Here is a 12,638-nt window from a genome sequence, read left to right as displayed (position 1 = left end):
TTGCGTTCAGGTTGGATGGATCGGGCGATCGCGCGTTGCAGCGCCGCTTTTTGCTCCTCCCCCTGCTCGCAGGGGGAGGCTGGGAGGGGGTGCCCGGGTTCGCGAGGACGATCAAGAGCGACCCCTCCCAACCCTCCCCTGCGAGCAGGGGAGGGAGCAACGGCACAGCTCGCAGCGGTTACGGTTTCTTGGGTTCCTTCGCGGGTGCCGCGGGCGCTTCCTCGCCGCTTTGCATCTGCGAACGCATCGCCTTGGCCACCTTGGTCGCCAGCTCGGCTTCGCGCCGCGCGGCCCTGGCGACCTTGCTCTGGGCGGCGGCGAGCCGCTTGGCTTTTGCGGCCTCGTTGCGGGCCTGCTCGGCGGCTTGCGAATACGCTTCGCCCTGCTGTTGCAGACGAGCGGTTTCTTCCTGCGCCATCTGGTATTGCATGCGCTGGCGCTCCAGCTCGCGGCGTGCCCGGTCGGCCTCGCGGCGGCTGTTGTCGAGCAGGATCTGGTCATGCTCGCGATCGAGCTGGGTCAGCTTGAGCTGGGCGTCCTGCAACTGCGCCGAGGCCTTGGCCAGATCCACCCGGCGCTCGGCCAGGTACAGCTCATGTGCGCGGTCGCGCGAACGCGCCTGCGCCAGCCGGTTGATCGCATCGTGGGCGCGTCCCTGTTCGGCCTGGGCGTAATTGCCCAGCGTGGGATCGTTGGCCAGCTGGTCGAGGCTGTTGTTGAGGCGGTTGACGTCGATGTCGTCCTGCGCCGCATGCACGGCTTGTGCGCCGGCCAGTGCCAGCAATGCGCCGGCGAAAAGGGTCGGAAAACGTTTCATGGCTGGCTCCCCTGCGCAGTGGGATCGGGAGTCTGGTCAGGCTGGGTCGGGGTGCTGGGTACGGTCTGGAAACCTTCGCCCGGCGCCGGTGCGGTGAGTGCCGAGGCCGCCGGTGCCGGCATGTCGTCGAGTTGCGGGGCGGCATTCTCGGTGGGTGCGTCGTTCTCCGCCGGGGCGGGGGATGACGCGTCCTGTTCACCCTGCTGGCGCAGTCGGGCGTTCTCCTGCACCTTGGCCTGGATCTGCGCGCGCGCCGCACCCAGTCGCGCCTTGGCCCTGGCCAGTTCGGCGTCGGCCCGCGATTCATCGGCCAGGTTGGCGGCGTCGGCATACTTGCGCTGTGCCATGGCGTTCTGTGCCTGCTGGAACTTGTCCTGCGCAAACCCCAGGTCGACCGGCGCGTAATCGGCCGCATCGGCGTCGCGTGCGGCCTGCAACTGGTTCTGCGCCAGGTTCATCGCATTGTCCGGTGGCGGCACGCTGGCGCAACCGCCGACAACCAGCGCCACGCCCAGGGCGGTCGCCATCGCAAAAAGTCGGCGGGAGGCCCGCGCCGGCTGAAAAAAGATGTGCACCATCACATTCCTGATCGAGTTTTGAAGCGTATTGTGTGCAGGCATAATCCTTCATTGCAACGCACACTGTTACAGGGGTCATACGTGGACATCGGTTACTTCCTGAAGCTCATGGTAGACAAGGGCGCGTCCGACATGTTCCTGTCGACAGGCGCCCCCGTGAACATCAAGGTGGAGGGCAAGCTTTATCCCTTGGGCAATACCGGCCTGCCCAATGGCATGGTCAAGAAGATCGCCTATTCGCTGATGGACGAAGGCCAGGTGCCGCAGTTCGAGCGCGACCTGGAGCTGAACATGGCGCTGGCGGTGAAGGACGCCGGCCGTTTCCGCATCAACGTGTTCAAGCAGCGCGGCGAAGTGGGCATGTGATCCGCGCGATCAAGAGCGAGATCCCCAGCATCGACCAGCTGCAGCTGCCGCCGATTTTCCGCGACCTGATCATGGAGCCGCGTGGCCTGATCCTGGTGGTGGGTGCCACCGGTTCGGGCAAGTCGACCACGCTGGCGGCGATGCTGGACCAGCGCAACACCCATTCGTCGGGCCACATCCTCACCATCGAGGATCCGATCGAATACCTGCACCGGCACAAGAAATCCATCGTCAATCAGCGCGAGGTGGGGCTGGATACGCACAGCTACCACGAGGCGCTGAAGAACGCGATGCGTGAGGCGCCCGACGTGATCATGATCGGCGAGATCCGTGACACCGACACGATGGAGGCGGCGATCGCGTTCTCCGAAACCGGACACCTGTGCCTGGCCACGCTGCACTCCAACAACGCCGACCAGACGCTGGAACGCATCCTCAACTTCTTCCCCGAGTCGGCGCACAAGAACGTGCTGATGAACCTGGCGCTGAACCTGCGCGCGGTGATCAGCCAGCGCCTGGTGATCGGCAAGGACGGCCGGCGCATTCCCGCCGCCGAGGTGCTGCTGAACACCCCGCTGATCCGCGACATGATCCGCCGTGGCCAGACCCACGAGATCAAGGAGGCGATGGATCGCAGCCTGCAGGAAGGCATGCAGACCTTCGACCAGTCGCTCTACCGGCTGTACAAGGAAGGCCGCGTGGATCTGGAGGAAGCGCTCAACAAGTCCGATTCACGCGACGGCCTGGCCCTGAAAATCCGCCTGGCCGAAGGCGGCAGCAACGCGGAGCTGGCGGGCAACGACCCTTACGGGATGGGTTTCTGATTCCTCGGGCGGCTCTCTAAACGGGCGCCCACAAAGGACAACGTCCGCGCCTCATTCCAGCGTGGTGCGCCGGGGCGGCTCCTGTGCTTCCTCCACCCGATTGCGATACAGCGCCGCGCGCACCAGCATCATCAGCGTGATCGGCGTGGTCAGGGTGAGGAACACGCCGATCAGGATCTCGTAGAAAATCGGCCGCCCGTGCACCACCGAGAAGCAGAGGATCGAGCCGGCCAGCATGAAGAACGCGCCGAGGGTGGTGCCCAGCGTGGGCGCATGCACGCGCTTGTAAAAATCCTTGAGGCGCAGCAGGCCCAGTGAGCCGGTGAAGGCGAAGCCCGATCCCAGCAATACCAGCACGCCGACCAGTACGGCAGCCCACGGCGGCAAGGCGTCGAGATGGTTCATTCGATCACCTCGCCGCGCAGCAGGAACTTGGAAAACGCCAGCGTGCCGGCAAAGCCCAGCAGGGCGATGATCAGGCCGGCCTCCACGTACAGCTCGCTGCCGGTGCGGATGCCGATGCTCAGCAGCAACAGCATCGCGTTCACGTACAGCGCGTCCAGCGCCAGCACGCGGTCCTGCGCGCGCGGGCCGCGCACCATGCGGATGATCGAGAAGGCCATTGCCAGCAGCAGCAGGTATTGCGCCGCCACGATGGCGAACGCGAGGAAGTCGTGGCTCATGGGCATGAGCCTCTCATCGGTAGGGGGCTCATTGGAAGATCTCCAGCAGGGGCCGCTCGTAGCGCTGCTTGATGGTGTCGATCCAGCTTGCCTCGTCGACCAGGTCCAGCACGTGGATCAGCAACACGTTGCGGGCCGAGTCGTGATCGACCCAGATCGTGCCCGGTGTCGAGGTGATGATGCAGGCCAGCACCGCCAGGCCGTAATGATCGGTGAGTTCAAGCGGGATCGCGACGAAGCCCGAAGTGAACCGCCCGCGCCGGCGCAGCACGATCCACGCCACCGCCAGGTTGGAGCGCACGATGTCGCGCACGACCCGCAGCAGCAGCTTGCCCAGCAGCGGGTAGTGACGCACCCGCGCCCGCGGCGGGCGCAGCTTGCCGAACGCCCACGCCAACCCCAGCGCGATCACCACGCCGCTGACCACCGTGGCCGGCGCCAGGCTCTGCCGCAGCAGCAGCCAGGCCAGCAGCAGGAAGCCGGCCATCAGCGGATGTCGCAGCCAGCGCCTCACGGGAACACCGCGCGGATGTAATGGGCCGGCGCGTGCAACTGCTCGGCGGTGGCCGCCAGGTAGCGCAGCGGCGCGTCGGCCCAGACGCTCAAGGCCAGGCAGGATCCCAGCAGGAGCAGCACCGACACGGCTTCACCCAGGCGAATGGGAGGGAAGGCCCAATCCTCATCGGCCCAGAAGATCTGGATGCCGGTGCGGCACATCGCGATCACCGTGCAGAAACCCGCCACCACTACCAGCGTGAACAAAGCTGTCGCACCGCGTCCCGCGCCGGTTTCCAGCATCGGCGCCAGCAGGGCGAATTTGGCCAGGAAGCCGGACAACGGCGGCAACCCGGCCAGCACCAGCGCGCAGACCAGGAAACACATGCCCAGCAGTGCCACCGGCGCCGGCAGCGTGGCGCGGTGCTCGTCTTCGTCCGCGTACAGCGCCTCACCGGTCGGGTCGTACGGTTCCAGCAAGGCTGTCGCCTCGGTTTCGTCGTCCGGCGCCAGCATGCCGGCCAGCAGGAAGAACGCGGCAATCGCCAGGGTGGAGATCACCAGGTAAGCCAGCGCACCGGCGGTGACCGCCGGATGCTGCAGGCCGATCGCGCCGAGCAGGGTGCCCGAGGAAATGAGCACGTTGTAGCCGGCCAGCTTGCCCAGGTCGCGCGCGCCCAGCATGCCGACCACCCCGACCACCACGGTCGCCATGCCGCCCCACAACAGCCAGGTGTCGCCAAAATCGGCCGAGGCCGGGCCCGCGCCGCTGCCGAACAGCAGCAGGCTCAACCGCAGCAGCACGTAGATGCCCACCTTGGTCATGATCGCGAACATGGCCGCCACCGGCGACGTCGCCGCGGCATAGGTGCGCGGCAGCCAGAACCCCAGCGGCCACATCGCCGCCTTCACCAGGAAGGCCACGCCCAGGATCGCGGCGCCGGCATGCAGCAAGGCGCGCGTGTTGTCCGGTACGGTGGGAATCAGTTGGGCCAGCGCCGCCATGTTGAGCGTGCCGGTGACCCCGAAGATCAGGCTGACGCCCACCAGGAACAGCATCGAGGCAAGCAGGTTGACCGCGATGTAGTGCAAGCCGGCGCTGACCCGACGCGCACCCGGCCGATGCAGCGCCAGGCCATACGTGGCCGCCAGCAGCACCTCGAAGAACACGAACAGATTGAACAGGTCGCCGGTGAGGAAGGTGCCGTTCAAGCCCATCAGCAGGAACTGGAACATCGGCTGCACCGGGCCGCCGGGCTGTTGCCAGCGGTCCAGCGCACACGGCAGCAGGGCCAGCGCCAGCACCGCCGTAAGCAGCAGCATCAGCACCGACAGCCGGTCGGCCACCAGCACGATGCCGAAGCGCGCCGGCCAGTCGCCGATACGGTAGACCGCCGTCAGGCCGTCGCCGGCTGATGCGCCACTCACGCCCATCAGCAGCGCGGCGGCCAGCAACACCAGCGCCACGCAGGAGGCCACGCTCAACGTGGCCACAAGCCGTCGTCGCCGCTCCCCCAGCAATAGTTGCAGCCCGGCCACCAGCAGCGGCAGCACGATCGGCAACACCAACAGATGCGCGCTCATGGCGTGCCGTCCTTGCCGTCGACGTGGTCGTTGCCGGTGAGGCCGCGCGAGGCCAGCAGCACCACCAGGAACAACGCGGTGGTGGCAAAGCTGATCACGATCGCCGTCAGCACCAGCGCCTGTGGCAGCGGATCGGTGTATTGCGCGATGTCGGCGCCCTCGCGCAACACCGGGTCGGCACCCGTGCGCAAGCCGCCGATGCAGAAGATGAACAGGTTCACCGCGTAGGAAATCAGGGTGAGGCCGATGATCACCTGGAACGTGCGCGGGCGCAGCAGCAGCCACACGCCCGAGGCCGCAAGCACACCGATTGCCAGCGCCAGTACCAGCTCCATCAGCGCTCCTCCCCGCTTTCAGCAGCCATTTCCAGCACCCGCGGCCGCCGCAGCGACTGGTGCGCCAGTGCCACCAGCATCAACGAGGTGGCGCCCACCACCACGCAGAACACGCCCAGGTCGAACAGCATCGCCGTGGCCAGCGGCAGTTCGCCCAGCAGCGGCACCTCGGCGTGGCGCGAGTGCGAGGTGAGGAACGGGTAGCCGAACGCGATCGAGCCCAGGCCCGTGCTCACCGCCAGCAGCAGACCGGCGCCGATCCAGCGCAACGGCGCCACCCGCAGGCGCACCTCCACCCAGCGCGCGCCGCGCGCCATGTACAGCAGCACCAGCGCCACCGACACGGTGATGCCGGCGGCAAATCCGCCACCGGGCAGGTCGTGTCCGCGCAGGAACAGATGCAGGCCGAACAGCACGATCACCGGTGCCATCAGCTGCACGATCAACCCCGGGATGCGCAGGTAATCGGCCACCACCGACGTGGTGGCACCGTTGTCGGAAGCCTCGAAAGCCGCCTGCAACCGTTGCTGTGCGGGCGCGTCCACGCTTTCGATCGCCGGACGGAAGCGGCGCAGCAGGGCGAACACCGTCAGCGCCACGATCGCCAGCACGCTGATTTCGCCCATGGTGTCGAAGCCGCGGAAATCGACCAGGATCACGTTGACCACGTTGTGGCCGCCGCCCTCGGTGTACGCGCGCTCCAGGAAAAAGTGCGAGATCGAATCCGCCACCGGATGCAGCATGGCCGCATAGGCCAACGTCGCCAGCCCCAACCCCACGCCGGCGGCAATCACCATGTCGCGGTGGCGGCGCAGGCGGGCACGGCGCGTATCCGGCGCCATGCCGCTGATGCGCTTGGGCAGCCAGCGCAGGCCGAGCAGGATCACGATCGCGGTGACCACCTCGACCAGCAGCTGGGTCGCCGCCAGATCCGGCGCCGACAACCACACGAAACTGATGCACGACACCAGGCCGGCGCCGCCGGTGAGCAGCAGCGCGGCGAGTCGATGGAATTTCGCCTGCGTCGCGGCGCCCACCGCGCAGGCGCCACCGAGCAGCCACAGCAGTGCAAACGCGGGGTCGACACCGGACCCATGCAACGACAGCGGCAGCGACGAACCCCACATCGCCGTGCCCGCCGCCAGCGACGCGGCCAGCACGATCAACAGCAATTGCGGTTGCAGCCGGCGGCTGGGGAACGCACCCTCCAATGCCGCCGGCAACGTGGCGGTGAGCAGCGTCAGCACCCACTCGAACATCCGCCGGCCGCTGAACCGGCCGAGCAGCGGCAGCGTTTCACGCCCCGCGAAATAACCGCGCAGCACCACATAGACGACGCATCCGGCCACCAGCGCGATCGCGCTCATGAACAGCGGTGGGGTCAGCCCATGCCACACCGCCAGGCTGAACGTGGGTGTGTCCTCGCCCAGCACTGAATACGCGGCCGCCCGCAGCGGCGGCCCGATCACCCGCGCCGGCAGCATGCCCACCAGCACGCAGGCCAGCGCCAGCAGGCCGATCGGCAGGCGCATCCAGCGCGGCGGCTCGTGGGGCTGGCGGGGGTAATCGTCGCGCGCGGGACCGAAGAACACGCCCACGGCGAAGCGCAGTGAATAAACCACGCTGAAAGCGCTGGCCAGCACGGCGATCGCGGCGGCGGCCATGTCTACCGCGGGGCCGCGATGGGTGGTCAGCGCCACCGCGAAGAACATTTCCTTGGACAGGAAGCCGTTGAGCAACGGCACGCCAGCCATCGCGGCGCTGGCGATCACCGCCAGCGTGGCCGTGATCGGCATGAAATGACGCAAGCCGCCCAGCCGCCGCAAGTCGCGCGTGCCGGCCTCGTGATCCACCGCGCCGGCGGCCATGAACAGCGAGGCCTTGAACGTCGCGTGGTTGACGATGTGGAAGATCGCCGCCACCGCGCCCAGCGTGCTGCCCAGGCCGATCAGCATGGTGATGAGGCCGAGATGGCTGATCGTCGAATAGGCCAGCACCGCTTTCAGATCCTGCTGGAACACGGCCGCGGTGGCGCCCAGCAGCAGGGTCAGCAGGCCGGTGCCGCCCACTAGCCAGAACCAGGCGTCGGTACCCGACAGCACCGGCCAGAAGCGCAGCAGCAGGAACACACCCGCCTTGACCATGGTGGCCGAATGGAGGAACGCTGACACCGGCGTCGGCGCCGACATCGCCTGCGGCAGCCAGAAATGGAACGGGAACTGCGCGCTCTTGGTCAATGCACCCAGCAGCACCAGCACCAGCATCGGTGTGTACAACGCATCGGCGCGCACCCGCTCGCCGGCCGCCAGGATCACATCCAGGTCATAGCTGCCCACGATGTGCCCCAGCAGCATCATTCCCGCGAACAGGCACAAGCCGCCACCGGCGGTGACGATCAACGCCATGCGCGCACCCTCGCGCGCCGACGCACCCTGGTTCCAGTAGCCGATCAGCAGGAACGAGAAGATGCTGGTCAGCTCCCAGAAAAACACCAGCTGGATCACGTTGCCGGACATCACGATGCCCAGCATCGAGCCCATGAACGCCAGCAACAGCGCGCAGAAGCGGTCCAGCGGATCGTCCGGCGGCATGTAGTAGCGGGCATACACGCCCACCAGCAGACCGATGCCGCAGATCAGCATCAGGAACAGCCAGCTGAAGCCGTCCACGCGCAGCACCAGATCCAGTCCCAGCGACGGCACCCAATGGATGACGTGGCGCAGCGCGTGGCCGCCATCCATCGCCGGATAGATGCCCACCGCCAGCAGCAGGCACGCCGCCGCGGTGGCGATCATCAGCCATGTTGCCCACTGCCGCCCACGCACCATGAGCACGACCACGCTGGCCAGAAAGGGCAGGCTGAGCATGGCGAGTGCAGCGGAGTCGTAAGGCATCGGGCCACCGTTCGGGGAATACGCCGGCAGCACCGGTCGCGCAGCGCACGCATCGCCACGCGCTTCCGCGGACGGAAGGCATGAGTCGCGAAAACGGGCGCCATTTCCCGAGTCTACAGGCCGCGTCGATCTACTCGCAAAGCTCTATAGTCGTTGTGCGCTTTCGGCGTCGAACCGGCCGGGCGCACCATCATGTCAACCTGTCGGGACCACGGAGAGCGCGCATGACCGCGATCGCTTCAAGCCTCGCGCCACCGCAAAAAATACTGCTGGCGACGGATCTGCGCAGCCACGGCGACCGCGCCCTGGATCGCGCCGCGCAACTGGCCCGACAGTGGCAGGTGCCGCTGCATGTCGTGCACGTGCAGTCGTGTCCCGTCGAGGACGAGTTGTCGCCGATCAACCAGCCATCGTGGCGACAGGGCCACGCCAGCCCGGTCCTGGTGGAGCGCCAGATCCGCCGCGATCTGCGCCAGGAGATCGCCGACCTCACCATCCACGTGGCCGATGGCAACCCGGCCGACGCCATTCTCGACACCGCCGCGCAACAGGGCTGCGACCTGATCGTGCTGGGCGCGTCCGAGCCGTCCTCACCCAGTGCGCTGGGGCGCGTCACCGAGCAATTGCTGCGCAAGTCGCCAGCCTCGTTGCTGGTGGTCAAGAGCCGGCCACACGACGCCTACGCCAACGTGGTGGTCGGTACCGATTTCACCGCCGAATCCCGCGTCGGCCTGACCACCGCCGCCCAGTGGTTTCCCGCGGCCCGACTGGCGTTGATGCACGTGCTGGATATCCCGTACACCTCGTTGTGGCTGGACGCGGACCACAGCAGCGACCTGGCCCGCATGGAAATGGCCACGATGCGCTCGTTCCTCGACGACACGCCGCTCGCCGCCGAGGTGAGGGAGCGCGTCGTGCCGATGATCGAACACGGCCACCCGGAAATCGTGTTGCGCGACCATGTCGTGCGGGAAGAGGCGGATCTGGTGGTGATCAGCGCTTTCCGCCGCGGCCTGGCCTTTCATCTGCTGGTGGGCGGCACCTCGCGGCGCATTGTGCCGGCCGTGCCCAGCGACGTGCTGCTGGTGCGGGCGCAACAGTGATCTTGCTCCCCGTACGCGGGAGAGCTGCCGAAAACGCTGTTGCTCCCCCGCCCGCGGGAGGGTCGCCGAAAACGCTCTTGCTCCCCCGCTCGCGGGGGAGCTGCCCGAAGGGCTGAGGGGGAGCTTTTCGCGGGCGTCGAGCAAGAGCGCCCTCATCCGCCCTGTCGGGCACCTTCTCCCGCGAGCGGGAGAAGGGATCGTCAAACGGCGTCCGGCTGCCTTTCCGGCGCGGCTCGCTGGAACGCCTCCAGCTCGTTGCAGGCGGCGTGGATGCGTTGCAACGTGGGGTAGTTTTCCAGCGGCAGCTTCCAGCGCAAGGCGTTGTAGAACTGGGGAACCAGGCAGGCGTCGGCCAGGCCGGGGGTGTCGCCGTGGCAGAAACGGCCGGTGGCGGGGTTGTCGGCCAGCATCGCTTCCAGCGCGTCGAACCCCGTCGCGATCCAGTGCCGCGACCATTCCGCGCGTTGCACGTCGTCGGCACCGAACTGCGCTTCCAGGCGTTGCAGCACACGCAGGTTGCCCAGCGGATGGATGTCGCAGGCCACCGCCATCGCCAGCTCGCGCACCCGCGCGCGGCCGCGGCTGTCGGATGGCAGCAGGGCCGGTTCGGGGAAGGTCTCGTCCAGGTATTCCATGATCGCCAGCGACTGGGTGATGGCGCGGTCGCCGTCGAGCAGGCAGGGGATCAGTTGTTGCGGGTTCAAGGCGCGGTAATCGGCGCCATGCTGCTCGCCGCCGTCGCGCAGCAGGTGCAGCGGCTGGTAGTGGTAATCCAGCGCCTTGAGGTTCAGCGCGATGCGTACGCGGTAGACGGCGCTGGAGCGCCAGTAACCGTACAGGGTCAGGGTAGGGCTCAAGGCGCGTCTCCTGCAGGTGGTCCGGAAGGGTGCCCCGGTTTGCGTCAGCGCGGGCCGCGCCGGACAATAGGCGGTTCCTGCCCGGCCGCCCTGGCCCGGGCGGTCATCCAAACATATCACTGGAGTCCTGCCGTGTCCGTCACCCGCATGAGCGATCTCGATCTGCGCGACAAGCGCGTATTGATCCGCGAAGACCTGAACGTGCCGATCGACAACGGCCACATCACCTCCACCCAGCGCCTGGACGCGGCCCTGCCCACGATCCGCGCCGCGCGCGATGCCGGCGCCAGGGTGCTGGTGCTGTCGCATCTGGGCCGTCCGAAGGAAGGCCAGTTCGATGCCGACTCTTCGCTGGCGCCAGTGGCCGCCTGGCTGGGCGAGCAGCTTGGCTCGCCGGTGCGGCTGGTGACCGATTACCTCGATGGCGTGGACGTGGCGGCCGGCGAAGTGGTGGTGCTGGAAAACTGCCGCATGAACGTGGGCGAGGGCAAGGACGACGACGCGCTGGCGCAGAAATATGCCGCGTTGTGCGACATCTTCGTGATGGACGCGTTCGGCACCGCGCATCGCGCCCAGGCTTCCACCCATGGCGTGATCAAGTTTGCCCCGGTCGCCGCGGCCGGCCCGTTGCTGTCGGCGGAACTCGACGCGCTGGGCAAGGCGCTGCAGGAGCCCGCGCGGCCGCTGCTGGCAATCGTGGCCGGCTCCAAGGTTTCCACCAAGCTGACCTTGCTGGACAACCTCATCGGCAAGGTCGACCAGCTCATCGTGGGCGGCGGCATCGCCAACACCTTCATCGCGGCGATGGGCCTGCCGATCGGTAACTCGCTGTACGAGCCCGACCTGATCGACGCCGCCAAAAAGGTGCTGGCCGACGCCAAGGCGCGTGGCGCCGAAGTACCGATGCCGGTCGACGTGGTGGTGGCGCCCACGTTCTCCGCGCAGGCGCCGGCCACGGTGAAGGCGGTCGACGCGGTCAACGATGACGAGATGATCCTGGACATCGGCCCGCGCACGGCGGAAATCTACGCCGGCCTGATCGCGAAGGCGGGCACGGTGGTGTGGAACGGGCCGGTCGGCGTGTTCGAGTTCGATGCGTTCGGCAAGGGTACCGAAACCCTGGCGCGCGCCATCGCCGCCTCGCCCGCGTTCTCCATCGCTGGCGGCGGCGACACGCTGGCCGCGGTGGACAAGTACGGCATCGCCGACGACGTCTCCTACATCTCCACCGGCGGCGGCGCGTTCCTGGAATTCCTGGAGGGCAAGGAACTGCCGGCGGTCACCGCCCTGAAGGCGCGGGCCGCCAAGTAATGCTTTGCCTGTTCGACCTCGACGGCACCCTGATCGATTCCGAGCTGGGCATCTTCAGCTGCATCCGGCACGCGCTGGCGCAGATGGACGTGACCGCGCCCACGCCCGAGGTATTGCGCGACTGGATCGGCCCACCGCTGCACCAGGGCTTTGCCGCGCTGATGGACAACGACGCGGCGAAAGTCGCGCTCGCCATCGATCACTACCACGACCGCTTCAAGGCGATCGGCTGGCGCGAACACGCGGTGTATCCCGACGTGGCGCGCTTGATCGATGGCCTGCAGGCCGCCGGCCACACGCTGGCGGTGGTCACCAGCAAGCCGCGGCTGCACGCTTTGCCGATCGTCGAGAGCCTTCCGTTCGGCGATGCGTTCCAGCACGTCTACGGCCCCGAGCCGGGCAACCCGCATTGCGAGAAGGCGTCGATGATCGGTGCCGCGCTGGCCGATTTCCGCTGCGTGCCGGAACACGCGGTGATGATCGGCGACCGCCGTTTCGACATGGAAGGGGCGGTAGCGAACGGGGTTCGCGGCCTCGGCGTGCTGTGGGGTTTCGGCAGCCGCGAGGAGTTGACGCTGGCCGGCGCGACGGCGATCGCGGCCGACCCGAACGAACTGGCTGGCTTGCTCGCGCCGGCGGCGACGATTGCCGAACCCTAGGAGTCTGAGCGGCAGAAGTGCAGATCGCCGTGGCTTCTTGCCTTCCCGAACCGTCGCCCATGCATTTGCACCTGTGGGAGCGGCTTCAGCCGCGATGCTCTTGCCTCCAGGCGACAAGCCGAGAGCATCGCG

At 67.6% G+C, this 12,638-nt stretch carries 12 protein-coding genes and 1 pseudogene; 4 read left to right on the top strand and 9 right to left on the bottom strand.

Features of this window, described 5'->3' with window-relative positions:
- Positions 1-178: 178 nt before the first annotated feature.
- Both UU9_RS07045 and UU9_RS07040 read right to left on the bottom strand, forming a co-directional pair.
- Positions 179-817, bottom strand: coding sequence for a hypothetical protein (locus UU9_RS07045; RefSeq protein ID WP_007081044.1), 639 nt, complete (start codon positions 815-817; stop codon positions 179-181).
- Entirely contained in the window at positions 814-1,344 is a 531-nt protein-coding gene (locus UU9_RS07040; RefSeq protein WP_237710242.1) for a DUF4398 domain-containing protein, read from the bottom strand. Before UU9_RS07040 ends, UU9_RS07045 begins: the two co-directional genes overlap by 4 nt.
- A gap of 132 nt (positions 1,345-1,476) precedes the next feature.
- Here UU9_RS07040 and UU9_RS07035 point away from each other — a divergent pair.
- Positions 1,477-2,585: pseudogene (locus tag UU9_RS07035) on the top strand (PilT/PilU family type 4a pilus ATPase).
- 51 nt (positions 2,586-2,636) lie between these two features.
- Here UU9_RS07035 and mnhG read toward each other — a convergent pair.
- Genes mnhG through UU9_RS07005 form a run of 6 tightly spaced genes read right to left on the bottom strand, consistent with a single transcriptional unit; the run spans position 2,637 to position 8,576 of the window.
- Positions 2,637-2,990, bottom strand: coding sequence for a monovalent cation/H(+) antiporter subunit G (mnhG, locus tag UU9_RS07030; protein ID WP_007081042.1), 354 nt, complete (start codon positions 2,988-2,990; stop codon positions 2,637-2,639).
- Complete coding sequence (locus UU9_RS07025; protein ID WP_007081041.1) at positions 2,987-3,268, bottom strand: K+/H+ antiporter subunit F; 282 nt, start codon at positions 3,266-3,268, stop codon at positions 2,987-2,989. The genes mnhG and UU9_RS07025 overlap by 4 nt, the downstream gene beginning before the upstream one ends.
- Before the next feature lie 28 nt (positions 3,269-3,296).
- A complete protein-coding gene (locus tag UU9_RS07020) occupies positions 3,297-3,782 on the bottom strand; it encodes a Na+/H+ antiporter subunit E (protein ID WP_040670407.1) in 486 nt (161 codons plus the stop codon).
- Entirely contained in the window at positions 3,779-5,347 is a 1,569-nt protein-coding gene (locus UU9_RS07015; RefSeq protein WP_007081039.1) for a monovalent cation/H+ antiporter subunit D, read from the bottom strand. The genes UU9_RS07020 and UU9_RS07015 overlap by 4 nt, the downstream gene beginning before the upstream one ends.
- Positions 5,344-5,682 carry a Na+/H+ antiporter subunit C gene (locus tag UU9_RS07010; RefSeq protein WP_007081038.1) on the bottom strand — a complete coding sequence of 113 codons (339 nt, stop codon included), beginning with the start codon at positions 5,680-5,682 and terminating at the stop codon, positions 5,344-5,346. Before UU9_RS07010 ends, UU9_RS07015 begins: the two co-directional genes overlap by 4 nt.
- On the bottom strand, positions 5,682-8,576 hold the full coding sequence (locus tag UU9_RS07005; RefSeq protein ID WP_040670406.1) for a monovalent cation/H+ antiporter subunit A: 2,895 nt from the start codon (positions 8,574-8,576) through the stop codon (positions 5,682-5,684). Before UU9_RS07005 ends, UU9_RS07010 begins: the two co-directional genes overlap by 1 nt.
- A 224-nt stretch (positions 8,577-8,800) precedes the next feature.
- Here UU9_RS07005 and UU9_RS07000 point away from each other — a divergent pair, with 224 nt between their 5' ends.
- On the top strand, positions 8,801-9,679 hold the full coding sequence (locus tag UU9_RS07000) for a universal stress protein (RefSeq protein ID WP_007081036.1): 879 nt from the start codon (positions 8,801-8,803) through the stop codon (positions 9,677-9,679).
- 200 nt (positions 9,680-9,879) lie between these two features.
- Here UU9_RS07000 and maiA read toward each other — a convergent pair whose 3' ends face one another.
- Positions 9,880-10,536 (bottom strand): maleylacetoacetate isomerase, encoded by a 657-nt coding sequence (gene maiA, locus UU9_RS06995; RefSeq protein ID WP_007081035.1) that lies wholly within the window; start codon positions 10,534-10,536, stop codon positions 9,880-9,882.
- A gap of 132 nt (positions 10,537-10,668) precedes the next feature.
- Between maiA and UU9_RS06990 the strand changes: the two genes are divergently transcribed.
- Complete coding sequence (locus UU9_RS06990) at positions 10,669-11,847, top strand: phosphoglycerate kinase (RefSeq protein WP_007081034.1); 1,179 nt, start codon at positions 10,669-10,671, stop codon at positions 11,845-11,847.
- Complete coding sequence (locus tag UU9_RS06985; protein WP_007081033.1) at positions 11,847-12,506, top strand: HAD hydrolase-like protein; 660 nt, start codon at positions 11,847-11,849, stop codon at positions 12,504-12,506. The genes UU9_RS06990 and UU9_RS06985 overlap by 1 nt, the downstream gene beginning before the upstream one ends.
- Positions 12,507-12,638 lie beyond the last annotated feature (132 nt).

The sequence above is a fragment of the Rhodanobacter fulvus Jip2 genome (genome assembly GCF_000264315.1).
GTDB classification, from domain to species: domain Bacteria; phylum Pseudomonadota; class Gammaproteobacteria; order Xanthomonadales; family Rhodanobacteraceae; genus Rhodanobacter; species Rhodanobacter fulvus.
Note: the sequence above shows the minus strand (reverse complement) of the source record. Positions and strands in the feature narration are given on the sequence as shown.